The 24,901-nt window shown below is 59.6% G+C and carries 20 protein-coding genes; 5 read left to right on the plus strand and 15 right to left on the minus strand.

Features of this window, described 5'->3' with window-relative positions:
- Positions 1–295: 295 nt before the first annotated feature.
- From CFAEC_RS06835 to CFAEC_RS06860, 6 genes are all read right to left on the minus strand, one after another.
- Positions 296–1,753, minus strand: coding sequence for a VWA domain-containing protein (locus tag CFAEC_RS06835; protein ID WP_290279760.1), 1,458 nt, complete (start codon positions 1,751–1,753; stop codon positions 296–298).
- 27 nt (positions 1,754–1,780) lie between these two features.
- The gene (locus CFAEC_RS06840) at positions 1,781–2,626 is read right to left on the minus strand and encodes a 3-methyladenine DNA glycosylase (RefSeq protein ID WP_290279827.1); all 846 of its coding nucleotides are present in this window, start codon (positions 2,624–2,626) and stop codon (positions 1,781–1,783) included.
- Positions 2,627–2,672: 46 nt separating this feature from the next.
- Positions 2,673–3,737, minus strand: a complete 1,065-nt coding sequence (locus CFAEC_RS06845) for a hemolysin family protein (protein ID WP_290279761.1) — start codon at positions 3,735–3,737, stop codon at positions 2,673–2,675.
- A complete protein-coding gene (locus tag CFAEC_RS06850; RefSeq protein ID WP_290279762.1) occupies positions 3,734–5,116 on the minus strand; it encodes a hemolysin family protein in 1,383 nt (460 codons plus the stop codon). Before CFAEC_RS06850 ends, CFAEC_RS06845 begins: the two co-directional genes overlap by 4 nt.
- 54 nt (positions 5,117–5,170) lie before the next feature.
- The gene (locus CFAEC_RS06855; RefSeq protein WP_290275337.1) at positions 5,171–6,556 is read right to left on the minus strand and encodes a DEAD/DEAH box helicase; all 1,386 of its coding nucleotides are present in this window, start codon (positions 6,554–6,556) and stop codon (positions 5,171–5,173) included.
- Between the two features lie 131 nt (positions 6,557–6,687).
- Positions 6,688–8,121 carry an aldehyde dehydrogenase family protein gene (locus tag CFAEC_RS06860; RefSeq protein ID WP_290275339.1) on the minus strand — a complete coding sequence of 478 codons (1,434 nt, stop codon included), beginning with the start codon at positions 8,119–8,121 and terminating at the stop codon, positions 6,688–6,690.
- A gap of 120 nt (positions 8,122–8,241) precedes the next feature.
- Between CFAEC_RS06860 and CFAEC_RS06865 the strand changes: the two genes are divergently transcribed.
- A complete protein-coding gene (locus tag CFAEC_RS06865) occupies positions 8,242–9,177 on the plus strand; it encodes an AraC-like ligand-binding domain-containing protein (RefSeq protein WP_290275341.1) in 936 nt (311 codons plus the stop codon).
- A gap of 50 nt (positions 9,178–9,227) precedes the next feature.
- On the opposite strand, the gene CFAEC_RS06870 is transcribed toward CFAEC_RS06865, so the two are convergent.
- The 7 genes from CFAEC_RS06870 to CFAEC_RS06900 form a co-directional block, all read right to left on the minus strand.
- A complete protein-coding gene (locus CFAEC_RS06870) occupies positions 9,228–10,715 on the minus strand; it encodes an NAD-dependent succinate-semialdehyde dehydrogenase (protein ID WP_290275343.1) in 1,488 nt (495 codons plus the stop codon).
- Positions 10,716–10,718: 3 nt separating this feature from the next.
- On the minus strand, positions 10,719–11,525 hold the full coding sequence (locus CFAEC_RS06875; protein ID WP_290275345.1) for an HpcH/HpaI aldolase family protein: 807 nt from the start codon (positions 11,523–11,525) through the stop codon (positions 10,719–10,721).
- A complete protein-coding gene (gene hpaH / locus CFAEC_RS06880) occupies positions 11,510–12,295 on the minus strand; it encodes a 2-oxo-hept-4-ene-1,7-dioate hydratase (protein WP_290275347.1) in 786 nt (261 codons plus the stop codon). Before hpaH ends, CFAEC_RS06875 begins: the two co-directional genes overlap by 16 nt.
- A 439-nt stretch (positions 12,296–12,734) precedes the next feature.
- Complete coding sequence (gene hpaD / locus CFAEC_RS06885) at positions 12,735–13,823, minus strand: 3,4-dihydroxyphenylacetate 2,3-dioxygenase (protein ID WP_290275349.1); 1,089 nt, start codon at positions 13,821–13,823, stop codon at positions 12,735–12,737.
- A 102-nt stretch (positions 13,824–13,925) separates the two neighbouring features.
- Positions 13,926–15,467, minus strand: a complete 1,542-nt coding sequence (gene hpaE, locus CFAEC_RS06890; protein WP_290275352.1) for a 5-carboxymethyl-2-hydroxymuconate semialdehyde dehydrogenase — start codon at positions 15,465–15,467, stop codon at positions 13,926–13,928.
- Between the two features lie 71 nt (positions 15,468–15,538).
- A complete protein-coding gene (locus CFAEC_RS06895) occupies positions 15,539–16,234 on the minus strand; it encodes a GntR family transcriptional regulator (protein ID WP_290275354.1) in 696 nt (231 codons plus the stop codon).
- A gap of 4 nt (positions 16,235–16,238) precedes the next feature.
- Positions 16,239–17,735 (minus strand): fumarylacetoacetate hydrolase family protein, encoded by a 1,497-nt coding sequence (locus tag CFAEC_RS06900; protein ID WP_290275356.1) that lies wholly within the window; start codon positions 17,733–17,735, stop codon positions 16,239–16,241.
- A 137-nt stretch (positions 17,736–17,872) separates the two neighbouring features.
- On the opposite strand from CFAEC_RS06900, the gene CFAEC_RS06905 reads away from it, so the two are divergent.
- On the plus strand, positions 17,873–19,243 hold the full coding sequence (locus tag CFAEC_RS06905; protein ID WP_290275357.1) for an MFS transporter: 1,371 nt from the start codon (positions 17,873–17,875) through the stop codon (positions 19,241–19,243).
- 534 nt (positions 19,244–19,777) lie between these two features.
- Complete coding sequence (locus tag CFAEC_RS06910) at positions 19,778–21,673, plus strand: FAD-dependent monooxygenase (protein WP_290275360.1); 1,896 nt, start codon at positions 19,778–19,780, stop codon at positions 21,671–21,673.
- 96 nt (positions 21,674–21,769) lie between these two features.
- Here the strand turns inward: CFAEC_RS06910 and CFAEC_RS06915 are convergent, their stop codons facing one another.
- Together CFAEC_RS06915 and gnd are read right to left on the minus strand one after the other, a co-directional pair.
- A complete protein-coding gene (locus CFAEC_RS06915) occupies positions 21,770–22,129 on the minus strand; it encodes a nucleotide pyrophosphohydrolase (protein ID WP_290275362.1) in 360 nt (119 codons plus the stop codon).
- Between the two features lie 119 nt (positions 22,130–22,248).
- Positions 22,249–23,703, minus strand: a complete 1,455-nt coding sequence (gene gnd, locus CFAEC_RS06920; protein ID WP_290275364.1) for an NADP-dependent phosphogluconate dehydrogenase — start codon at positions 23,701–23,703, stop codon at positions 22,249–22,251.
- A 106-nt stretch (positions 23,704–23,809) separates the two neighbouring features.
- Here gnd and CFAEC_RS06925 point away from each other — a divergent pair, with 106 nt between their 5' ends.
- A complete protein-coding gene (locus CFAEC_RS06925) occupies positions 23,810–24,265 on the plus strand; it encodes a PaaI family thioesterase (protein WP_290275366.1) in 456 nt (151 codons plus the stop codon).
- A gap of 45 nt (positions 24,266–24,310) precedes the next feature.
- Positions 24,311–24,898 (plus strand): class I SAM-dependent methyltransferase, encoded by a 588-nt coding sequence (locus tag CFAEC_RS06930; protein ID WP_290275367.1) that lies wholly within the window; start codon positions 24,311–24,313, stop codon positions 24,896–24,898.
- Positions 24,899–24,901 lie beyond the last annotated feature (3 nt).

Consider the following 24,901-nt stretch of genomic DNA (forward strand, 5'->3'; position numbering starts at 1 on the left):
ATTTTTTGCATTCGCAGTTTTACTGGGTCCTGAAGGTAGAGAAGCGTGCATAACGTCACAAGATCCTGGGCGAAACCGCCCCTTTTCACAGAAATCTTGTGACGTTATGCACGGTCGAAGGGATCTGCGGGAATATGATCTGGATCGTATTCAGCATCGGGGTCATGACCGCTCAAGTGAACGCCCGAGGTTATATTCGCAACAGCCCACCTCAGGATGCTCAGATCCCTCCTAGATCGCACGAAGATGAGAGACAACCCCGCGGTCAGAAAGACCACGGGGTTGTCGCATCTGGTTAGAACCCGAAGGCACTGCGCAGGCTGGCATCTACCTGCTGCGGGGTGGTTGCAGTGACCGCTGTGCCACCGGTGGAGGTGACATAGTCAGTCAGCACCTGATCCACCGGCTCAGAACCGACGTGGATGAGGCGGAAGGACACCCGGTCACCGCCGGCTGCGCGAATATCGGAGAGGAAGGCCTCGTCGGTGTAGTTGCTTGCAGAACCACTGGTCACCAGCACCACGCGAACCTCCCGGCCGGTGTTGTCTGCATGCTCCGAGGCGATTGAAGCCGCGGCCACGGCAGCGGCACGGGTCAGTGGAACTCCACCGGTGCCAAACCGTGCGATGGCGTTGGCCGCATTGTTCCCGTTGGAGCCATCAGGGAAGGAGACGTTGGGACGCCAACCTCGGGTGACTCCGGGGTTCAGCGGGGAGGAGTAGTTGTTCAGCGCCACCTGGTTGCCCTGACCACCGGTGTCACGAGCCAGATCGGCGAGGATGCGGCTGGTCATGGTGTGGTAACTCTCCTGGGTGCCATCCACCACGCGGTCCATGTTGTTGGAGGTGTCCAAGACGATGAGGGTATCGGAAGGCTGGCTCTGTTCAGCCACCACCGCGTTGTTCTCCTCAGAAATGGCGCGAGCCCGCTCCAGCAGCCCGGTGACATCCCCGGATGTCTCCCCGGCATCAGATGATGTTGCGGTGATGAAGTCTGCGCCCGCGCGGGCCTGGTCTTCGGTGATGCCGCCACCGGCGTTAACGGCGATCGCCCACACGGGCAGCTCCGCTCCATCGGCCGCGTCAAAGGTGTAGCCATCGGGCAGCTCAGTTGATTCCAGGGCAGCGAAAGCCTGGGCACCAGAGGCTTCAGCGGTGGTGGTTTCCAGATCCTCCGCCAAGGCTGCGGCAGCGGCTTCGTCATCGTCGGCCAGCGCACGGGCCACGGTTGCAGACAGGGAAGGTGCTGAGGCCACAGGGAAGCTCACGGCATCAAGGTCAGGGGAGGCACCGTCTGCGGATGCTATACCCGCTGCGATGGCCCCGGCCTGCTGCCAGGCATCCGGGGCGGAGGCGGCCACGGCATCCGTCTGGGCCAGCGCCGCGGCGGCATCATCGCGGGTGCCGACGAAAAGATAGGTGGCTGCCGGTTCGCCGTCGGCTACGGCTTCTGCGGTGACACAGTAGTCGCGGGTGACGGGGTCGGTGGCGTTATAATCGTCCACCGCAGCCTGCACGGCCATCGGATCACCGCCGATGGGGAGGGTGAGCTCACCCTCGATGCACTCTCCATCTGTGGAGGCCGCCGTTGTGATGGATTCAGTGGTGCCAACGGCCTGGTCATCGGAGTCATCCGAGGAGTTGGAAAATACCCACCAGGCGATCACGGCGAGGATCGCCACGATGACGCCAAGTGCAATGATCAGTGGTGTGGACAGCCTGTAGTTATTCTGTCCGCTGGAATGTCGTGCCACAGCGCGCTCCCTTGCAGTGATGCTGAACTATTGGGAAAGTGTAGCCGTTAGCGCCTGCTTCGTGATGGAGACAAGCCGGTCACGGATGGGTTTTGCCCTGGCGGACAGATCCCGCTGGCGTGCCACATACTCGGCCTTACCCTCGGGTGTCTCGATGGCCACCACCCCGAAACCATGCCCACGGCAGTCATAGGGGGAGGCCTCCATGTCCAGCACACGGGTGTCACGGGCCAACTCGAAGGCATCAAGCAGTACCTCACCGGGGATCAGCGGTCCGAGTTTGGCTGACCATTTATACAGATCCATGGTGGCATGCAGGCATCCGCACTGGTCATTGCGGGGTTGATCCTCCCGGGTGAGCACCGTGAGATTCAAGGGCACCGCCGGTTCGGTGAAGAAGCGGAAGGCATCAAAATGGGTGCATTTCAGCTGGTGGGATTCCACCACGGCATCGGTGGCCGCATGACCCAGCCGGAGGGGGAGATCATGGCGGATCTGCTCCGGGGTGGATTTGTACACCATGGCCCATTCATGGAGCCCGAAACAATCAAACTGCACGGGGTTGTCCACCACCGAGGCCAGGAGATCGTGGATATAGCGCACGGCCGCACCACGGCGCGACATGAAGGCTGAAAGATCAACGGTGACCACGGAGTCGTCGACAAGCGTGTAGTCACGCCAGCTGGCGTGGGGCGCGTCGGCGGGCAGGCCGACGCCGAGCCCCGGGTGCCAGGTTTTCAGGTGGGCGGCGCGGACCGGGTAGTACTCGAACAGGAAATCATACACCGGGTGTTTGACGTGCGCTTGTCGACGCCTGAGGTGGGCCTCGGTGAACGCAACAGCCCGCGCCTCATGGGCGCGGGCCTGCTGCATCCACTCCTGGGAAGTCAATGAAGTGGGTTCTGACACGTATCTATTCCTACTCGGTGGCATCCTCGTGAGTCCAGTCGTTGACCGTGCCCACGTACTCCTCGATAAGATCCTCCAGGGTGATCACACCCAGGAGCTCACCGCGCTGACGCACCTGCGCCATGTGTGCGGAGCGACGGTGCATGGTGTGCAGGACATCATCCATGAGCCCATCGGCGTCCACGTTGGTCAGGGGACGCAGCTCAGAGCGCGGAATGTGCTCCGAGGGGTTCAGGTTTGAATCAGCCAGGCGGGGGAGGACATCCTTGATATGGATATAACCCAGGTAGGACCCATCACGCCCGGTGACCGGGAAACGTGAATAACCTGTTTCACGGACAGCCACCTCCAGGTCAGCCAGGGTGGGGCCCAGACGACCGAAATCAAGCGAGCGGACAGCCTCATCTCGGATGACCAATTCCTTGATGGAACGGTGCTCGGTGCGCAGCGCCTTGGACAAACGGGCATGCTCCTCCGCATCCAGGAGACCCTCCATGCGGGATTCGGAGATCATGCTGGCCAGCTGCTCCTGGTCCACGGTGGAATCCAGCTCATCTTTTTGCTCCACGCCGAAGGCACGCAGGGTGATGCGGGCAACCCAGTTCATGAAACGGATCAACGGGCCGGTGAACCGGACCCAGAGAATGAGCGCGGGGGAGAGCCACATGGCCAGGGTCTCCGGACCTGCGATGGCGATGTTCTTGGGCACCATCTCGCCAAAGAGGATGTGCAGCCAGGTGATTACCCCCAGGGCGATGACAAACGAGATCGGGTGCAGGAGATTCTCCGGCACACCCACCGCCTTGAACGGCACCTCGAGGAAGTGTGCAATCGCAGGCTCGGCGATCTTGCCCAGCAACAGCGAACACAAAGTGATACCGAACTGCGCACCCGCCAGCATGATGGACAGATGCTCGGTGGCGTAGAGGGCACGTTCTGCGGATTTCTTCCCCTGGGCGATATGGGCTTCGAGCCGGTCACGGCGCGAGGAGATCAGGGCGAACTCAGCCGCCACGAAGAAGGCGTTGAACGCCAGGAGAACAATGATGAAAAGGGCGGTTACCCAGATATTCACTTGGTGTACTCCTCTGCTTCTTCGTGGGTGATGGGGGTGAGAACAGCCTTGTCAATGCGGCGGTCCTCCATGACGGTGACGCGTGCGATCCACCTGCCGGTGAAGCTGGATTCAAACTCATCCATGCCAGGTGTCTCCGTCAGGGGCAGGAGGGTGACATCTCCGACCTTGGGGATCCTGCCCATGGAGAACATGATCAGGCCACCGAGAGTTTCAAAGGGGCCATCGGGGGAAATATAACCCACGTGCTGCTGGAGCTGGTCTGTGCGGACTAATCCGGATACTTCCCAGCTCGCACCGAACTGCTGGAAATCACGTTCGGCCTCGGAGTCATCGTGTTCGTCATAGACCTCTCCGAGGATCTCCTCCACCACGTCTTCGATGGTAACCAGGCCGGCGGTGCCGCCGTACTCATCTGCGATGAGCACCACCTGGGAGCCTGCGGAGCGCACGGCATTGAGCACGGCATCACCATCGAGGCTCGCCGGTACCACTGGGATGCGGCGGGCCAGGTTACGCAGGATGGTGGTGGAACGCTGGTTGCCGGGGATGGCGAAGGCGTCCTTGATGTGGACCATGCCGATGGTTTCATCCAGATCACCCTCGGTGACAGGGAACCGGGAATGCCCGGTTTCCAGCGCCAGGTTGATCAGATCATCCACGGTGTCATCCGCCCGGAGGGCTTCGATGGTGGAACGCGGGGTCATGAACTTATCCGCGGTGGATTCACCGAACTTCAGGGAACGGTTGATCACCGCGGCGGTGGTCTGATCCAATTCACCGCTTTCTGCGGAGTTACGCACCAAAGCGGTGAGCTCCTGCGCGGAACGGGCGGAGGCCAGCTCCTCGGCGGGCTCAATACCGAGTTTGCGGACGATGAAGTTGGCCGAGTTGTTCATGGATTTGATGAAGAATTTCAGGGCCACATTGAACCAGTGGACCGGGTGGACCACGAAGCGGGCCACACCCAGGGGATTGGTGATCGCCCAGTTCTTGGGGATCAGCTCGCCGAAGACCATGGACAGGAAGGTGGCCACAATCAGAGCCAGGACCAGTGCCACAGCGGAGGCAGCTGACTCGGGGAGACCGACCAGCTCAAGTGCGGGAGTGAAGTATTGGGATAACACGGGTTCTGCCAGATAACCCGTGGCGAGTGTTGTGATCGTGATACCGAGCTGAGCGCCGGAGAGCACGAACGACAGATTCTGGTAGTCCCTCTTCACTGCGTGGGCGCTCGCGTCGCCCTTCTGCTTGACGTGGTTTTCAACGGTGGATCTTTCCAGGCCGGTGAGCGCGAACTCAATGGCGACGAAAAGACCGGTGCTGGCGGTGAGAAGCACGAAGCCGATCAGTGAGAGGATGCTTATGAGTATGTCCATTAGCGTGAGGTGGCAACCTGCCCCCGGGGTTCCCCGCGGACGGGGAGGGGACAGCTAGCCCTTGGGACCATCTTTCCTTGTGGTCTGACGCCTGGGGTTGTTGTTGCGGCCACCGGCGGTTCGGGCGGTAGCGATACCTCCACCCTTACCTCTACGGGCGCCACCACGTGACCTCTGGCGGGGGTTGTTGGATGAACCCCTGCTGTCAGAACGGTTGGTGTTGTCTGTTTGTTCCCGCTTCGGCTGCTGCTGTCCCGGTGGGGGCAGAGGCTTGCCGGACGGGCGTCGGGCACCAGTGATTCGTGCCAGTTCAGGGGAGCTTTCCGTGACCTCAACCTCAGCGGCTTCCACGCCCGCCTTCTTGAAGAGTTCCCGGACCTCCTTGATCTGCTCGCTCATCACCAGTGTTACTACTGTACCGGTTGATCCGGCGCGCGCAGTACGACCTGCCCGGTGGAGGTAGGCCTTGTGCTCTGCGGGGGGATCCACGTGCACCACCAGGGAGACATCATCCACGTCAATGCCGCGGGCGGCGATATCGGTGGCCACCAGGACCGGGATGGAACCATCGGTGAAGCCAGCCAGGGCATTGGTGCGGGTGGACTGGCCCTTGTCGCCGTGGATACCCACCGCGTTGATACCCACGCGACGGAGTTTCTTCACCTGACGGTCCACACCATGCTTGGTGCGCATGAACATGATGGTCTTGCCTTCGCGGGCGGCGATCTGCTGCACCACCAGACCACGGGGATCACGTCCCCCCACCAGCAGGCGGTAGTGGGACATGGTGCCCACGGATGCCGCCACCGGTGCAGTGGAGTGGGTGACCGGCTTGTGCAGGTAGCGGTCCACGAGCTTGGTCACATCACCATCGAGAGTCGCAGAGAACAGCAGACGCTGCCCCTTGGACGGGGTGAGGTCCATGATCCGGCGTACCTGGGGCAGAAAGCCCATGTCCGCCATGTGATCGGCCTCATCCAGGGCGGTGATCTCAACCTGGGACAGGAAGAGCTTCTTCTGGTTGATCAGATCCTGGGCACGCCCGGGCGTTGCGACGAGCAGGTCCACCGGTGACGCCAGAGCGGTGATGTTGCGGTTGATGTTGACACCACCGACCACTTCGAGGACGCGAAGGCCCATGGCTGCGGCGGGATCCTGCAGTCGCTCACGGACCTGGGATGCGAGTTCGCGGGTGGGCACCAGGACCAGACCCCGCGGATGGCCCGGACGGGAGGCACCAGAGGCCGCCAGTCGTGCCAGCATGGGCAGGCCGAAGGTGAAGGTCTTGCCTGAACCGGTGGGGCCACGGCCGAGGACATCGCGTCCGGCCAGTGCATCAGGAATAGCAGCTTCCTGGATGGGGAAGGCATCCGTGATGCCCTGTTTGCGCAGTTCCTTGACAATAGGATCCGGCAGATTAAGTTCTGAAAATGTAGTCATCGTGTACAAGCGTAGTCTGCGCAGGTCAATAAAAGATAAAGGTGACTATTGCAGATGGGTGGACACGAGCTGATCCACCACACAACCCCCCAGCTTCATCCGGGGGGTGTGGTGGCAGATGAAAGGCGGAATCAGCCGTTGATCACCTGTGGCACGCCGAGGGCCTTGAGGCCTTCGACGCCGAACTCAACACCATAACCGGACTGTTTGATGCCACCGAAGGGAACACGGGGATCCAGGCCACCATGGTTATTGATCCACACGGTGCCGGCCTCAATGCGGCGTGCCACCTCTACGGCGCGGTCACGGTCAGAGGACCAGACGGAGGCACCCAGACCGACCTCAAGCTTGTTGGCCTGCTCAACAGCCCAATCCAGGTCGGTGTAGCGGATGATCGGCAGGGCCGGTCCGAATTGCTCTTCCACCACCAGGGCGTTATCGGGATCAATGTCGGCGATCAGGGTGGCAGGGTAGAAGAAGCCGGGAGCCTCATAATCAGGGTCACCACCGAGCAGTACGCGGGCACCGGAGTCAGTGGCCTTTTTGACCAGTTCATCCACGATGTCGAATTGCATCTTGTTCTGCAGCGGCCCCAGTACGTTCTGCTCATCCACCCCATGACCCATCGGCATCTGGCCAGCCAGCGCCGTGAGTGATTCACAGACTGCATCATAGATGGAATCGTGGACATACAGGCGCTTGAGTGCAGCACAGGTTTGTCCGGTGTTGATGAAAGCACCCCAGAACAGTCCCTCGGCGATGGCAGCGGGATCGGCATCCTCCAGTACGATGCCAGCGTCATTGCCACCCAACTCGAGAGTGAGACGCTTGACGGTGGCGGCTGCAGATTCTGCGATCTTGCGTCCGGTGGCGGTGGAGCCGGTGAACATGATCTTGCCGATCTTCTCATGGGTGGAGATGGCAGCACCCACCTCACGGCCACCGGACACCACCTGAAGTACGCCTTCCGGCAGGACAGAGTTGAGGATCTCCACCAGCGCCAACACCGTCAACGGGGTGTATTCCGATGGCTTGACCACGACCGCGTTTCCCATGCGCAGCGCAGGTGCCAGCTGCCAGATGGTGATCATGGCAGGCCAGTTCCATGGTCCGATGGCACCCACCACACCGATGGGACGGTAGTTGATTACCGCATGTGCCTGCTCATCATCTACAACAACCTCCTCGGAGAGATCATAGGAACAGGTCACGCGAAGCCAGGTGGAACAGGCACCAGCCTCAAAGCGTGAACCCGGGCCGCTCAAGGGCTTGCCCTGCTCGCGTGAGATCAGCTCTGCCAGAGCCTCACCGGCGGCGTCCACGGCATCTGCAGCGCGCTGGAGGTAATCACAACGCTCAGCATCGCTCAGAGCTGCCCATGCCTTTTGTTTGTCTGCGGCAACCTCAACCGCGGTATGGAGATCCTCCACGGAGTGTTCAGGTGCATAACCAACCAGTTCACCAGTGGCAGGGTCCAGGATCTCCCGTCCTTCAGCGCCTGCGGAGACACTGGCCAGTAGATCCTCATAGGTGGTCGGGGTGTGGGTGGTTGTTTCGGCAGTCATGTTTTCTCCTTCTCTGGGGTGGTACTAACCTATTGTTATCCATTAAACAGATTCACCCATTGGCACGCAGTGCACACATATTGCCAATGCGTGTGACCTATGTCATCAGGGGCTGGTCTCATGACTTCACAAACGAGAACGTTGAGCCAGTGGCGTGCTGATGCCACCGCCGCTTTCGGACGCCTGCGGATCAACCCACTCCCAGGTTCTGCCGATCAACCCTTTGAAGCTGTTGTCAACATGGTCAGTGCCGGGGACGTCATTCTCTATGATCTTCAAACCCCACCGCATACTGTGGAACGCCTTCCGGAACAGAGCACCACCGTGGATGAGACCTACGGAAAACTCAGCCTGCAATTAAAGGGCAGTTGTGTGGTGGAACAGGACGGCAGGACATGCACCCTCAACCCGGGTGACCTGGCATTCTATGTCAGCCAGCGTCCCTATAAACTCACCTATGTTGAACCTCAACACACGTTGGTGGTCCATTTCCCGCAACGCTTTGTGCACATGGTGCCCGGGGATGTGGCGAATGTGACCGCCACCCGCATCGCTGGAGATTCCGGACTGGGCAGGGTGGCGGTGCCCCTGTTTGAACAGCTGGCTATGAACTTCGAGGTACTCGACGGCCCGCATGCCGGCTCCCTGGTGCGTTCAGCACTGGACATGGTGGTCACCGTGCTGGCTGCTGAACTCCAGGGGCGGGCCACCCCGGAAAGCGGAGAACTTTTCCGGCAGGCCACCAGCTATATTCAGGACAATCTTGATGATGCGGATCTGCGACCCGGCACCATCGCCTCTGCACTGTTTGTTTCACTCCGGCACCTGCACACCCATTTTGCGGCCAACGGTTTCACTGTCGCCGGCTTCATCCGCAATCTGCGTCTGCAGGGTATCCGCCGGGAACTGGCTGATCCGCGCTATGCCAAGGACACCATCCAGGCCATCGGGCAACGCCACGGTATCCCTGAGGCATCCCAGGTCTCGCGGATCTTCCGGGCCGAATACGGGGAGTCTCCCAGCGCCTACCGCACAAGGGTGCTCAACAAGGGATGAAAAGAGCCACCCCGGAGGGTGGCTCTTTACGTGGAAAAACTCAGAAACGGTTAGCGGCCGGCATAGGGATCGCGGATACCGATGTACTGCAGCTGAGTGTATTCATCGATGCCCTCAATGCCACCTTCGTGGCCCATTCCGGACTGCTTCACGCCACCAAAGGGGGCCGCAGCATTGGAGATAACACCCGAGTTGAACCCGAGCAGTCCGTACTCCAGCTGGTCGGAGACACGGAACATGCGGGAGTAGTCTTCGGTGAAGAGGTAGGAGGCCAGACCGAATTCGGTGTCATTGGCCAGCTTGATGGCTTCCTCCTCAGTGGTGAAGGTGATGATCGGAGCAACTGGTCCAAAGATCTCCTCCTTGAGGATCTGGGCGTTGTGGGCGACGTCGACAAGCACTGTTGGCTGGTAGAAGTAACCTGCACCCTCACCGGCGGCGCCGCCGGTGAGGACGGTGGCACCTTCCTTGACGGCCTCATCGACCAGGGCGGCAACGCTATCGCGGGCCTTGGATTCCACCAGGGGCCCTACGGTGACGTCCTCATCAAGACCGTTGCCCAGCGTCAGCTCCTTGATCTTGGCGGCGAAACGCTGAGCGAACTCCTCAGCGATGGACTCGTGGACCAGGAAACGGTTGGCGGCGGTGCATGCCTCGCCGATGTTGCGCATCTTTGCCCCCATGGCGCCTTCGACAGCCAAGTCCAGATCGGCATCCTCAAAGATGATGAAGGGGGCATTGCCACCGAGCTCCATGGAGGTACGCAGCACCTTGTCCGCGGCCTTCTTCAGCAGCTGTTGGCCAACCGGGGTGGAACCGGTGAAGGACACCTTGCGCAGGCGGTCATCCTCCATGATCGGGTTGGAGATGGCACTGGCAGATGCTCCGGAGACCACGTTGAGCACACCTGCCGGCAGACCTGCATCAAGCATGGTCTGTGCGAAATACTGGGAGGTCAGGGGAGTCAGGCGGGCAGGCTTGAGCACCATGACGCAACCAGCGGCGATAGCCGGGCCAACCTTGCGGGTGGCCATGGCCAGTGGGAAGTTCCACGGGGTGATCAGCAGGCACGGGCCAACCGGCTTGCGTACGGTGAGCATGCGGTGGCTGCCCTCGGGGGTTTGTCCGTGGCGTCCGTAGGAGCGCACAGCCTCCTCGGAGAACCAGCGCATGAACTCGTTGCCGTATTTGACCTCCCCGCGGGCTTCAGCGATGGGCTTGCCCATCTCCAGGGTCATGAGAGTGGCGAATTCCTCAGCGCGCTCATTAATCAGATCAAAGGCACGACGTAGGATCTCGGAGCGCTCCCGCGATGAGGTGCGTGCCCATTCAGCCTGGACAGCACAGGCTGCATCAAGCGCGGCGATGGCGTCTTCGCTGGTGGCTGATGCCAGGGTGGCGATGGTTTCACCGGTGGCGGGGTTCTCCACGGTGAAGGTTTCACCATCGGAGGCATCACGCCAGGTATCACCGATCAGCAGGCCGGTCGGGACCTTGGCCAGTAGTTCTTCAACATTGATTTTCTTTGCATCAGACATTGTCTAATTCCCTTCGACGGTGTTTTCGAGTGGGGTGATGAATTTCTCCACCAGGCCGCGGGCAGCGGCATTGAGCTGCTGGACATCGGCACCAACCAGAACGAAGTTGGCACCGGAGTCCAGGTAGTCCTGGGCCTGTTCGAGATTGAAGGCATTGACACCAACCGGCTTGCCCACAGCTGTAAAGGCAGCGATGGATTTCTTCACACCGGCAACGACATCCGCGTGGGTCTGCTGACCCAGGATTCCCATCGAGGCAGCCAGATCAGAAGGGCCGATGAAAGCTGCATCCACACCGTCGATGGCAGCGATCGCCTCAACGTTGTTCACGCCTTCCTCTGACTCGATCTGGATGATCAGGCTGAGGGTGTCAGCGGCATTTTCCAGATAACCGGGAATGGATCCCCAGCGGGAGGCACGGGCCAGTGCGGAACCAACACCACGCACGCCCCGCGGCGGGTAGTGCACAGAGGCGACAGCCTCCTGAGCCAGTTCCACATTGTGGACCATCGGCACCATGAGGTTCTGAACACCAAGGTCCAGGTAACGTTTGATCGTGACACGGTCTACAGAAGGAACACGCACCACGGTGCTGGCCGGGTAGGCGGCGGTGGCGCGCAGCAGGTCCGCGATGGTTTCCACGCCATAAGGGGAGTGCTCTGCATCAATCATCACCCAGTCCATACCGGAGCCGGCCAGGATCTCAGCGGCCACAGGGGAGCCGGAGCTGACCCACATTCCGATCTGGGGGCGTGAGGCTTCCTTGACGCGTTCGGTGAAAACCTGCGGAAGTTCTAGATGAAACGGCATGTGATGTCTCCTAATTCGCCGAAGTCTGCATGGACGGTATCGCCGGGGTATACCCACATCGGGCGGGTGAAGGAACCGGCCAGGATGATATCCCCTGCGGAAAGGGAATCACCATGGCTGGCAAGTTTATTGGCAAGCCACGCGACACCGGTTGCAGGGTGGTTGAGGATGGCAGCTGCCACACCGGTTTCCTCGATGGTGTGGTTGCGGTAGAGCAGTGCAGAAACCCAGCGCAGGTCAAGTGCATCAGGGGCAACCGGGCGTCCACCATAAACCATGGCACCCAGGGCCGCATTGTCACTGATGGTATCCACGATGGTACGACCCTTCATCTCAATACGGGATGAAAGAATCTCCAGTGCGGGGACCACATATTCGGTGGCTCGGAGAACATCGAAGATTGTCACATCCGGCCCCTTGAGGTCATCCTTGAGCACGAAGGCCAGTTCAACCTCGATGCGGACATTGGAGAAACGATCGTGTTCGATCTCGGAGCCGTTTTCATAGACCTGGTCTTCGAAGATGGCCCCGTAATCTGGTTCGGTGATGCCGGTGGCCTCCTGCATCACACGCGAGGTCAGACCGATTTTGCGTCCGACGAGTTTACGGCCCGATGCGATACCACGTCGCTTCCACTCGTTCTGAACAGCATAGGAGTCCTCCACCTCCATTTCCGGGTACTGCGCGGTCAGCAGGGGAATCATCGTGCGGCTGTCCTCAGCCGCAGCGAGATCATCAGCGATCTTCTCGATCTGGTGCTTTTCCAGCATGATCCTCAAATCTCTTTCTGGTGGACAGTGGTGTCTGAAACGGCCCTTAATCACATGAGCGGGGAAAACCCCGCGCGTTAAAAATGGTCTCCGGGGCCTGAGGTTGGTTTATCAGTTAAAAGCGTAATCAAGTTGTCTGTCTGGTGCCTTCAGGGATCAACCCGCAGGACTGATACTTCTGTGGAGTACTTCTGTGGAAAAAGGGGGGAGCCCGGTCCACGAGGATCTGATCATGGTGGAAAGGCTCCCCCTGTTATCGTCGCCATCTCAACCGCCGTGAGTTGTGGCTGATGAAATGACGTGGGTCTGTCTAAACCCTGATCCTCAAGCCCTAAGCCCGTGTGCGCGGGGAGTGCCCAAGAGCTTTCCTGCTGGATCAGGACAATGGTGGTGCAGGACAGTGGTGGTGCAGGTGCACCACCACTGGTCACGGGGAGGTTTAGAGCTGGTTGCCCAGCTTGTACTCGCCCTTCTTCCAATCCGGCATGGACTTCTCGCCTTCAGTCGCACGGGTGTAGGAGAAGCCATCGGCGCCGATGGTCTCTTCCATCTCGGAGGCGTCGGTGCGCTCGGTCAGTGGGACCAGGTTGCCGTCGAGGTCGAGGACGCGGGAGGCGTCGGTGTACCAGGAAGGAACAACCGGGGTGCCCCACCAGTCGCGACGCTGATTGTCATGGACATCCCAGACAACAACAGGGTTGTCAGGATCACCGGTGTAGTAGTCCTGGGTGTAGATCTCGATGCGGTGTCCATCTGGATCACGCAGGTAGAGGTAGAAGGCGTTGGAGACGCCGTGGCGGCCCGGTCCGCGCTCGATGTGGTCAGACATACGCAACGCACCCAGCTTGTCGCAGATAGCGAGGATGTTGTGCTTTTCGTGGGTTGCGAAGGCAACATGGTGCATGCGTGGGCCGTCGCCACCGGTCATCGCGGTGTCATGGACGGTGGGCTTACGACGCATCCAGGCGGCGTAGGTGGTGCCTTCTTCGTCGCGGATGGCTTCGGTGACACGAAAACCGAGATCCTCCATGTACTTCTCAGCGGTTGGAACATCCGGGGTGACCTGGTTGAAGTGGTCGAGGCGAACGAGTGCGCCCGGGGTGTAGAGCTCGTAGCGCCAGGCCAGACGCTCCACATGGTCGACCTCGTAGAAGAACTCGTAGGGGAAACCAAGCGGGTCCTGTACACGCACGGAATCGCCGATGCCCTTGACAAAGCCTTCTTTGCGACGCTCGGTGCGGCAGCCACGTGCCTGGTAGAAAGCCTCGGCCAGATCAACGTCCTCGGGAGAGCGCACACGGTAGGAGAATGCGCCGACTGCTGCGACATCGCCCTTCTTCAAGACGATGTTGTGGTGGATGAACTCTTCAAGCGAACGCAGGTAGATGGCGTTGTCATCTTCTTCGGTGACAACGAGGCCCAGAACATCAACGTAGAAATCGCGGGAGCGCTGCAGATCGGTGACCACGATCTCCATGTACGCACAGCGCAGGATATCGGGGGCGGTTACGGTGGTGTTTTCAGACATGACGGTGGTTCCTTCCGGGAGGGGTAAAAGGCATCAGAGGGGTAACGGTTTCCCGTGAGCTGGGCAAACCGGTGGTTCAGGAAAAGCTTGTCGACGCGGTGTCTAACCGTCGATCTTCTTGGCAGCTTCGTCGTCCTGCTTGCCGAAGACAGGGTTGTGGACCTCGCCCAGGTTGATGTGGACGGACTGCTGATCGGTGTAGAAGTCGATGGAGCGGTAGCCACCCTCGTGGCCCAGGCCGGAGGCCTTGACACCACCGAACGGGGTACGCAGGTCGCGGACGTTGTTGGAGTTCAGCCAGACCATTCCCGCCTCAACATCCTGTGCGAAATTGTGGGCACGCTTCAGGTCAGCGGTCCAGACGTAGGCAGCCAGGCCGTAGTTGGTGTTGTTGGCCAGCTCGAGAGCCTCTTCATCGGTATCGAATGGGGTGATGGCCACAACCGGTCCGAAGATCTCTTCCTGGAAGATACGTGCCTCTGGTGCGACATCCGCGAAGACGGTTGGCTGAACGAAGTTACCCTCGGGGAAGCCCTCCGGGCGTCCACCGCCGGCAACGAGGCGTGCCTCGGATTTGCCGATCTCGACGTAACTCATGACCTTCTCGAAGTGCTCTGGATGAACCAGTGCGCCGACCTCGGTGGTTGGGTCGGATGGCAGACCAACCTTGACGCGCTTTGCCTGTGCTGCATAGCGTTCGACGAACTCATCGTAGATCTTGCGCTCGACCAGGATGCGTGAACCTGCGGTGCAACGCTCACCGTTGAGGGAGAACACACCGAAGATGGTGGCGTCGATGGCGGTGTCCAGGTCAGCATCGGCGAAGACGATGGCAGGGGACTTGCCGCCGAGTTCCATGGACAGCCCCTTGAGATAAGGGGCTGCGTTGCCGAAGATGATCTGGCCGGTGCGGGACTCACCGGTGAAGGAGATCAGGGGGACATCCGGGTGCTTGACCAGGGAGTCACCTGCGAAACCCTCTTCACCGTAACCGTTGACCAGGTTGAATACACCCTGTGGCAGGCCGGCTTCTTCGAAGATGCCAGGCCAGAGGGAAGCAGACAGCGGGGTGAACTCCGCTGGCTTCAGCACCACGGTGTTACCGGTTGCCAGTGCAGGTCCAAGCTTCCAGGACTCGAGCATGAATGGGGTGTTCCACGGGGTGATCAGGCCAGCAACACCGATCGGCTTGCGATTGACGTAGTTGATCTGGCGTCCCGGAACCTTGAAGGCGTCATCGACCTGGGCGACGATCAGGTCAGCGAAGAAACGGAAGTTCTCTGCTGCGCGCTGCGCCTGCCCCAGCGCCTGTTTGATCGGGAGCCCGGAGTCATAGGACTCCATGGCTGCCAGCTCATCGCCACGGGATTCAACAATGTCTGCGATCTTGTGCAGAATGCGTGAACGCTCACGGGGGAGCATCTTCGGCCATGGACCTTCTTCAAAAGCCTTCTTGGCGGCCTGCACAGCGCGGTCGATGTCAGCAACCTTGCCGGAGGATGCCTTGATGTAGGCCTCGTTGGTGACCGGGTTGATAACCTCGAAGGTGTCGCCGTCGATGGAATCTACAAACTCTCCGTCAATGTAGTGACGGAGCTGATCTGGAAGGTTGGCAGGCTGTGCGGTGTCATTTTCATAAGCCATTGGGAGAGTCTCCTTGATTGTTCTCGAAGCTGGTTTTTGTTGATACAGGCTCCGGAGAGCCCGGGGTCACTCTAGAGCTGGAAGCCGCCGGTCGTGTCAATCTGTGCACGGTAGCTCTGGGAGGTGCGCATCCGGTGTTCCCGGGCGCGCTTTTCCAGGTACGCAGGTTCCGCACCGGCCTCGATCAATTTGATCAGCTGGTGATGTTCCTGAACTGAGGACGCAGCCCGCTCGGGGACATATCGGAATGTGGACACCCGGAAATAATCCAGGCGATCCCACTCTTCATACACAAGCTCAATCAGCCGGGTGTTCGGACATTTGTAGAAGAGTGCGCGGTGGAACTTCTTATTCAGATCAGTGAAGGTGTCAGGTTCGAAGTCAGAGAGCAGGGCTTCCATCTTCTCATTGAGTTCCTTCGCCCTGGCAAGATCTACCTGGGTTAAAAAGGGCACCGATAGTGCGGTGGCGGCCCCTTCCAACACCGCGACGGATTCCATGGCCTCGAAATACGCATCGCGGTTGAGGGTTGAAACGCGGGCACCCACGTTGTGTTCATAGTCCACCAGACCCTCAGCCTCCAGTTGACGGATGGCTTCACGGACGGGGACAACACTGACATTCAGCTCATTAGCCAGGGTGCTCAATACCAGTTTGTAACCGGGTTCGAATTCGCGGGTGCGGATCTTCTCACGGAGCCACTGATAAGCCCTCTCGGACTTGCTGAACTTGGTGTTCTCAGCATGGCTGTCATCTACGACTGTCATGATTTCAGGATTCAGGCTGGGGGACCGGAACCGGGTTGGCCGCCAGATAGGCCTGGTAGGCCTCCTTGTTGGCACCAACCGGTGGGAAGAGTCCGTCGAGTGGGCCGCCTTCTGCCACGCGTTCTGCAACCCATTCGTCTTCGTGTTCCTTGGCCAGGGCCGCATCTGCAACCTCTTCCGCGATATTGCGGGGGATCACGATAACGCCATCATCGTCGCCGACGATGATGTCACCTGGGACCACAGTGGCGTTGCCACAGGCGATCGCCAGATCGAAATCCCATGGGACGTGGCGGCGTCCGAGCACTGCCGGATGCGCACCCTGGGTGAATACGGGGAGCCCGATTTCACGAACCGCCTCATAGTCACGGACACCGCCGTCGGTGACCACGCCGGCTGCACCGTTGACCTTGGCGCGGATGGCGAGGATATCGCCGAGGGTGCCGGACTCGGACTGGCGACGTGCCTCGATGACCAGGATTTCACCTTCCCTGACCGAATCGAAGGTCTGCTTCTGGGCGTTGAAGCCACCACCGTGGGTCTTGAAGAGATCTTCACGCTCTGGAAGGAAGCGGAGGGTGCGTGCCGGTCCAACGATCTTGGTGCCAACATTCTGGGGGTGGACCCCTTCGATGACAACCTGGTTCAGGCCACGGTTGCGCAGCTGTGCGGAGAGGCCGGCGGTGGGGGCAGCCATGAGCTTGGCGCGCAGCTCCGGGGTGATCGCATTGGGGTCAGTGGGCAGGCCGGCGAGCTCAGGGGTGCCAAAGGCATCTGCGCGCTGCTTGTCATCAACGTTGGGCAGCATGCCGACCTCAGAGTCGAAATCCCCGGGGCCGGTGACAACGGTGTTGCTCAGACGGCCGGAGGTCGGAGCGCCCGGCGCGTTCGGAGCATCAACCTCAATCTCAACCACATCGCCGGGGACGATGACTGTGGAACCTGCTGGGGTGCCGGTGAGTATGACATCACCTGTTTCCAGGGTCATGTGCTGGGAGAGGTCTGCAACAAACTGTGCAAGCGGGAAGATCAGGTCTTCCTCAGTGGTGCCGCCCTCCTGCACGAGCTCTCCGTTGACCCAGGTGCGGATGCGGAGGTCAGCAGGATCCACGGTGCTGGCATCAATGAGGTCCGGGCCGATGGGGGTGTAGCCATCACGGCTCTTGGAACGGGTATTGGAGCCCTTGTCCTGGGCTCGGTAATCGTAGATTCCCAGGTCATTGGACGCTGTGACATAAGCAACATGGTCCCATGCCTTGTCCAGGGAGACGTTCTTGGCGGGCTCACCGATGACCAGTGCAATCTCACCTTCGAAGGCGAGGAGCTCCGTGCCCTCCGGGCGGGTGATCTCGGTACCGGTTGCGGCCAGTGAGCTCGGGGCCTTCATGAAGTAGGAAGGCTTCTGAGGCCAGCGACCACGCTGTGCAGCGCGGGAGTTGAATGCCACATGAACGGCGATGATTTTGCCCGGTTTAACCGGAACCGTCTGATCTTGTGCCACGAGGTCTCCTTGGGTGTTTTCGATGATCTTATTGCAATCTGACTTCGATCGTATATGATCTTAAATTGAAGTGCAAGTGTTTGCCATCACAAGCAAGCGCACTTAATGGCTAACAACACATTCCGACTGGAGTTAAAATGACCGCCAAAACACCTGTTAGAACAATTCAGACAACAAGTGCTGAACGCCGACGCGTAGTCGCTGCAACAACGATCGGTACCGCCATCGAGTGGTACGACTTCTTCCTCTATGCAAGTGTCGCCGGCCTCGTCTTCAACCAGCTGATGTTCGGACCCCTGGGTCCGGGTGCGGCTACCATCGTTGCGTTCCTCACGGTGGGCCTGTCCTTCCTCTTCCGGCCACTCGGCGCCTTCCTGGCCGGCCATTATGCTGACCGCCTGGGCCGTCGCGTGGTTTTGATGGTCACGCTTTTCACCATGGGTGCCGCAACAGCGCTCATTGGGCTGCTGCCCACCTTCGATACCATCGGGATCTGGGCACCGATCCTGCTGATCATCTTCCGCATCCTCCAGGGAATTTCCGCTGGTGGCGAGTGGGGTTCAGCAGTGCTGCTCGCCGTTGAGCACGCACCCGACAACAAGCGTGGACTGTTCGGTGCGGGACCCCAGGTGGGCGTTCCCGCAGGTCTCCTCCTGTCTTCCGGCGCCCTGGCCATCATGAACATCATTGCCCCCGGCGATGCCTTCATGGAGTGGGGATGGCGTGTGCCGTTCCTGTTCTCCATCGTGTTGGTGTTGATTGGCTTCTACATCCGCCGTGGCGTGGATGAATCCCCCGTGTTCACTGAAATAGCTGAGCGCAAGGAAATCGCCCCTGCAAATCCAGTAGGCAAACTTTTCCGCAATCACTGGAAGCTCGTCCTGACCGGAGCGCTGGTTTTTGCAGGTAACGGGACTGTCGGTTATATGACAACCGGTGGCTACATCCAGAACTACGCCACCAATCCTGACGGCCTGGCCATGGACCGTGGCGCCATTCTGACCGCCGTCACCATCTCCGCTGCATCCTGGATGCTTTTCACCCTGATCGCGGGTGCCGTCTCTGATTATCTGGGCCGCCGTAACACCTACATCCTCGGCTTCAGCATCCAGGTTATTGGAGCCGCCGCTCTATTCCCGCTGGTCAACACCGGGAATATGGCCTACGTTACCGGCGCATTGATCTTCCTGACCGTTGGCCTGGGCTTTACCTATGGGCAGCAGTCTGCGATGTATGCAGAGCTCTTCCCGGCATCCATCCGCGGCTCCGGCGTGTCCATCACCTATGCCATCGGCTCCATTCTTGGTGGCGCATTCGCACCTACCATTGCGGCCGCGCTGGTCACTGCAACCGGCACCACCTTTGCCGTCAGTGCCTACCTGGTTGGCGCCACCGTGGTCGGTTTGATCGCCGTCCTCCTGCTCAAGGATCGCACCGGTATCCCACTGGGGCCGGATCATGAGGAAGAGCAGTCCACCGGACACTTCATCCTCGCAGGCGGAAAGTAGGTGACTGTCCCCCGGCAGGATCACACCACCTGGTTTCGGTCGGAGTTTTAAAGCTTGAAGCCTTTTTGGCCCCTCCTGATCTTCTGGAGGGGCCTTTAACCTCACTACGGTGGGAAAACTTCTCCTCAACGGAACGGGGCGCGAGGCCAATGTGGGAAATTTTTAGAAACAAGTGGAAAAAATATACGATTCGTATATGATCAAGTGCTAAGCGGTGCAGATCACATACGATGCAATCGTGGGAGGTGTCTCACCGGATGCCTTCAAAATTCCGAGAAAGCGTTTTCCGTCCTCAGTGCTTGAGTTCATCTTGAATCCTCTTTCACCCCCTGCGATACACCCCCTGGAGCATCAGGGGGCAGGGGATAGGCAACAAGCTGGGCCCGCGGCAACGTCAAAATAATAAGCACTAACTGTTTTCAACAACGTGCCCCCGAGGCGCACACGTAAATCCCCCCCCCCGACAGGGGAAACGGTCGTGGATAGATATCAGGGATCACGCACAGTAATCCAAACAATTTTCAGGAGGCCATCATGCAGTTCCACCACTACGGATACGTTTCGAAGGACCCGAAGCGCAAGCCAGCAGCAGGCATCGGACTTAATCGGCCGGCAGAACTTCCAGACACCATGGATGTCCTGATCGTGGGCACCGGCCCAGCAGGCATGATCACCGCAGCTCAGCTGTCCATGTTCCCTGATGTTCACACCCGCATCATTGAGCGTCGTGATGACCGACTGGTACTGGGGCAGGCTGATGGTATCCAGGCTCGTTCCAATGAGACCTTCCAGGCTTTCCAGTTCGCCAATGAGATCATCGAAGAGGCCTACCAGCTCACCGAAATGGCTTTTTGGAACCAGGATCCTGCGAAGCCGGAGAATATCGTGCGTGGCGCACGTCCAGTCGATGATGAACACGGCATCTCTGAGTTCCCACATATGATTGTGAACCAGGCTCGCGTGCTCGACTACTTTGCCCGTTACATGGAGTGGTCCCCATCCCGCATGACCCCGGATTATGGATGGGAGTTCCTGTCCCTGGAGGTTTCCGAGGATCCCGCGGATGCCGAATACCCGGTGATCGTTGAACTCAAGCGCGTCATGGAAGGTGAGGAGGAGTACACCCGCACCGTCCGCGCCAAGCACGTCGTCGGCTCCGATGGCGCACGCTCCCGCGTCCGCGAGTCCATCGGACGCAAACTTGACGGCAAGCAGGCCAACCACGCCTGGGGCGTGATGGATGTTCTGGCCGACACTGATTTCCCGGATATCCGCACCAAGTGCGCCATTCACTCCAAAGAAGGATCCATCCTCCACATTCCGCGTGAAGGTGGTTACCTCTCCCGCATGTATGTCGATCTCGGTGAGGTCCCGGAGCATGATAACCACAAGGTCCGTTCCACCCCGCTGGAGAAGGTCATTGAAAAAGCCAATGCCATCCTGACCCCGTACTACCTGGATGTCAAAGATGTTGCCTGGCACTCCATCTATGAGGTGGGGCACCGCCTTGTCGACGGCTTCGATAATCTCCCCGATGACGCCTCCGACGATGCCGTTCCAAGCGTGTTCCTCACCGGCGATGCCTGCCACACCCACTCCGCCAAGGCCGGCCAGGGTATGAACGTATCCATGCAGGATGGTTTCAACATCGGTTGGAAGCTGGGTCAGGTCCTTTCCGGACGTGCACCAGCATCTCTGCTGCGCACCTATCACAGTGAGCGTCATCCAGCTGCAGCTGCCCTGATCGCCTTTGACAAGGAATGGTCCACTCTCATGGCAACCCCGGTGGACCAGCTTGATGATCCCACCGCAGTGGAGAAGTACTACGTGGAAGCTGAGGAGTTCGCCGCAGGTTTCCTCACGGAATACAGCGAAAACCTCATTACCGGCACCACCGAACACCAGGATCTGGCCACCGGGTACCCGGTTGGTCGCCGTTTCAAGTCCTACACCGCGATGCGCCGTGCCGATGCAGTGCCAACCCACATCGGCCACGAGCACATTGCCGATGGGCGTTACCGCATCTACGCATTTGCTGACCAGCCGGCAGCGTCCGAGCCATCTAAGCTGCGAGACTGGGCGGAATGGATGAACAACGATTCAGAATCCCCGCTGAACCGTTACACTCCAACTGGTGGCGACCGTAATGCCGTCTTCGACATCAAGGTCATCTACCAGCAGGATTACCACTCCTTTGAGCTCTTCGACGCACCTGATGTGTTCTTCCCACGCGTTGGCCCCTTTGAGCTGCAGAACCTGGAGAACGTCTACGCTTCCCTGAGCGGTGATGATTTCTTCGAGGCGCGTGGCATCAGCCGTGATGGTGCCATCGTGATTGTCCGCCCGGATCAGTATGTGGCAGCAGTTCTGCCTCTCGAGGACACCGGAACACTCAAGGCATTCTTTGAGCAGAACCTGCTCGAGCCTTAAATTTTTTCTGTCCCCACTGGGAAAGACCCCACCCAATGTTGGAACCAAGGGTTCGACATCGGGTGGGGTCTTGTGTTGATTCTCGCGCAGCTTTCCCTATAGCTGGTCATACTTATCGGATCGGCCGAAGGCCTTATCCACCGGATACTTCTTTCCGGTGGTGACAAGCTTATCCAGGACGATTTTTTCGGGATCCATGTCTAATCGCATTGCCAGATACAGGCAGTAGGTCATGACATCAGCCAGTTCGCCACCCACCTTTTGGTGAAATTCAGCAGAAAAACCGCCAGGGGAGTGTGGGGAGGTGTTGTCAGCAGAACTCCATTGGAAACATTCCAGGAGTTCTGCTGCTTCAATACTGATGCTTTTGGCTAGGTTTTCGGGCGAATGAAACTGTTCCCAATTCCGTTGTCGAGCAAATTCTCTCAGCTGGTGCATCACGTGTTCTGTGCTCATAAAGCTTGAGGCTAGCAATAGTTGAGGATGACAGATGGAAAACACCCCCGTGGAGACCGGTGCCATCTGATGGCAAGATCCCCCAGGGGGTGTGTGGAGTTATTTCCGGAGATCAGAAGTTATGACTCGATCTCGCTGCGGTCACCGGACCACAGGGTGTGGAAGGTGCCTTCCTTGTCAATGCGCTGGTAGGTGTGCGCACCGAAGAAGTCACGCTGGCCCTGGATGATCGCTGCGGGCAGACGCTCTGCACGCAGGGAGTCATAGTAGGCGAGGGAAGAGGTGAACACCGGAGCGGGCAGGCCCAGCTGGGTGACGTAGATGACGATCTTGCGCCAGGAGTCCATCAGACCTTCGAGCTCACCCTTGAAGTACGGGTCAAGCAGCAGGGAGGGCAGCGCGGCATCGTTGTCGTAGGCCTCGACGATGCGGTTGAGGAACTTCGCCCGGATGATGCAGCCACCGCGCCAGATGGTGGCCAGGTCCCGTGGGTCCACGCCCCAGTTGTGCTCATCGGAGCCGGCCTTGATCTCATCGAAGCCCTGGGCGTAGGCCACCAGCTTGGAGGCGTACAGTGCGCGACGGACATCTTCGACGAACTCGGCCTTGTCCACACCCAGATCCTCGAAGGTCTTCAGGGTGCCCACCGGCAGGTTGCCCTGGGCAGCCTTGCGCTGATCAAGGGAGGAGGACAGTGCACGGGCGAATACCGCCTCGCCGATGGCGGTGGTGGGCACACCCAGGTCAAGCGCCTCCTTGACGGTCCAGCGACCGGTGCCCTTCTGGCCGGCGGCATCCAGGATGACGTCGACCAGCGGCTTGCCTGTCTGGGCGTCCACCTGGCGCAGCACCTCGGCGGTGATCTCGATGAGGTAGGAGTCAAGGTCACCCTTGTTCCACTCGGCGAAGACATCGGCGATCTCTGCCGGCTCCATGCCTGCACCGAAGCGCAGCAGCTGGTAGGCCTCGCCGATGACCTGCATGTCGGCGTACTCGATGCCGTTATGGACCATCTTGACGAAGTGGCCGGCACCATCGGGACCAATGTGCGTCACGCACGGGGTTCCGTCGACATTGGCGGCGATGGACTCCAACAGTGGTCCCAGGGTCTCCCAGGACTCCTTCGGACCGCCCGGCATGATCGACGGTCCGTTGAGGGCCCCCTCCTCGCCGCCGGAAATGCCAGCGCCGACGAAGTGGCGGTTACGCTCCGCCATTTCCTTCTCACGACGAACGGTGTCAGTGTAGAGCGCGTTGCCACCATCAATGATGATGTCACCGTCTTCCATGGCATCAGCCAGCTGGTTGATCACGGCGTCCGTGGCCTTACCAGCCTGGACCATGATGATGGCACGACGTGGTTTTTCCAATGATGCCACGAAGTCTTCGATGGTTTTGGAGGGGATGAAATTTCCATCGGCCGCATGATCGGCGATGAGCTTGTCAGTCTTGTCGGTGCTGCGGTTGTACACGGCGACGGTGTGTCCGTTGCGGGCGAAGTTGCGTGCGAGATTGGAGCCCATGACGGCCAATCCAACGACGCCGATCTGTGCGAGGGAGTCTGCGTTAGTCATAGTTATGATCATACGCACGGGAGAGCGCGGTGTCAGCTGAAATCACATCAATGGTCATATCATTTCGGTCACAGTTTTCACCCCGCGATACAATAGGCTGATTGCCATGACCCAGAATGAACTCAAAGATGTCCTGGCACTTGCCACCATCGCCGTGGAACGCCCCCTCACCTCGGATGAGCTGGAGATGCTCAACACGGGGAACTTCGGTCTCGACCGCACCCTGGGGCTGCGTTATGTGGAGGTTGGACCAGAGCGGGTGATCAGTGAACTGCGGGTGACGGCCAAGCACCTCCAGCCTGCAGGACTGGTCAATGGGGGTGTGTACTGCGCCATCGCCGAGTCCACCGCATCCACCGCCGGCATCATCTTCGGTCGCGGCAAGCCGGTGGTGGGCGTGAACAATAACACTGATTTCATTTCCTCCGTGCGTGATGGCGTGATCCGCGCGGAGGCCACCGCCATCCAGAAGGGCGGCCGCACCCAGGTCTGGCAGGTGCTGTGCACCCACAACGGGGAACTCGTCGCCCGCACCACGCTGCGCACCATGGTCCTCGGGTAAACAAGCACAACCCTCTCCTGAGGAGTTCTTCCTATACTTGGACACATGCCTACATGGAATGAGATCACCAGCAACAACCCATCGCACTCCGAGAACTACGCCCAGCGGTGGCGCAACCTCGCAGCGGAGGGCACTGATATCTACGGCGAGGCCCGTCTGATTGACGCCATGGCCCAGCGTGGCTCCCGGATCCTCGATGCCGGCTGTGGCCAGGGCAGGATCGGTGGCTACCTGGCCAAACAGGGCCATGACGTGCTGGGCACGGACATCGATCCGATCCTCGTCGGTTATGCCGCAGGGGATTTTCCCGAAGCCCGGTGGGTGGTCGGTGACCTGTCTGCCGATCCGATCCCCGAGGACAACTTCGATCTGATCGTATCCGCAGGCAACGTCATGGGTTTCCTGGCCGAGGACGGACGCCAATCCGCCCTGGAGAACCTCCATCGTGCTCTCGCACCGACGGGGCGCGCCGTCATCGGTTTCGGAGCGGGACGTGGCTGGGATTTCGGCAACTTCCTCGCAACCGCCCGTGCTGCAGGGTTTGAACTGGAAAACGCCTACGAATCCTGGGAGCTGCATCCTTTCGTCGCAGAATCCCAGTTCCTCGTAGCCGTGTTCACCCGCCAGCAGTAAACA

It is taken from the genome of Corynebacterium faecale (genome assembly GCF_030408735.1).
GTDB classification, from domain to species: Bacteria; Actinomycetota; Actinomycetes; order Mycobacteriales; family Mycobacteriaceae; genus Corynebacterium; species Corynebacterium faecale.

Bases quoted from the DNA above. Each gene is read 5' to 3' on its own strand.
- hpaE (WP_290275352.1), bottom strand. From the start codon at position 15,467: ATGGCTTATGAAAATGACACCGCACAGCCTGCCAACCTTCCAGATCAG.
- CFAEC_RS06870 (WP_290275343.1), bottom strand. From the start codon at position 10,715: ATGTCTGATGCAAAGAAAATCAATGTTGAAGAACTACTGGCCAAGGTC.
- CFAEC_RS06915 (WP_290275362.1), bottom strand. From the start codon at position 22,129: ATGAGCACAGAACACGTGATGCACCAGCTGAGAGAATTTGCTCGACAA.
- CFAEC_RS06905 (WP_290275357.1), top strand. From the start codon at position 17,873: ATGACCGCCAAAACACCTGTTAGAACAATTCAGACAACAAGTGCTGAA.
- CFAEC_RS06855 (WP_290275337.1), bottom strand. From the start codon at position 6,556: ATGACTACATTTTCAGAACTTAATCTGCCGGATCCTATTGTCAAGGAA.
- CFAEC_RS06840 (WP_290279827.1), bottom strand. From the start codon at position 2,626: ATGCAGCAGGCCCGCGCCCATGAGGCGCGGGCTGTTGCGTTCACCGAG.
- gnd (WP_290275364.1), bottom strand. From the start codon at position 23,703: ATGACTAACGCAGACTCCCTCGCACAGATCGGCGTCGTTGGATTGGCC.
- CFAEC_RS06875 (WP_290275345.1), bottom strand. From the start codon at position 11,525: ATGCCGTTTCATCTAGAACTTCCGCAGGTTTTCACCGAACGCGTCAAG.
- hpaH (WP_290275347.1), bottom strand. From the start codon at position 12,295: ATGCTGGAAAAGCACCAGATCGAGAAGATCGCTGATGATCTCGCTGCG.
- CFAEC_RS06910 (WP_290275360.1), top strand. From the start codon at position 19,778: ATGCAGTTCCACCACTACGGATACGTTTCGAAGGACCCGAAGCGCAAG.
- CFAEC_RS06850 (WP_290279762.1), bottom strand. From the start codon at position 5,116: ATGGACATACTCATAAGCATCCTCTCACTGATCGGCTTCGTGCTTCTC.
- CFAEC_RS06865 (WP_290275341.1), top strand. From the start codon at position 8,242: ATGACTTCACAAACGAGAACGTTGAGCCAGTGGCGTGCTGATGCCACC.
- CFAEC_RS06860 (WP_290275339.1), bottom strand. From the start codon at position 8,121: ATGACTGCCGAAACAACCACCCACACCCCGACCACCTATGAGGATCTA.
- CFAEC_RS06925 (WP_290275366.1), top strand. From the start codon at position 23,810: ATGACCCAGAATGAACTCAAAGATGTCCTGGCACTTGCCACCATCGCC.
- CFAEC_RS06930 (WP_290275367.1), top strand. From the start codon at position 24,311: ATGCCTACATGGAATGAGATCACCAGCAACAACCCATCGCACTCCGAG.
- hpaD (WP_290275349.1), bottom strand. From the start codon at position 13,823: ATGTCTGAAAACACCACCGTAACCGCCCCCGATATCCTGCGCTGTGCG.
- CFAEC_RS06895 (WP_290275354.1), bottom strand. From the start codon at position 16,234: ATGACAGTCGTAGATGACAGCCATGCTGAGAACACCAAGTTCAGCAAG.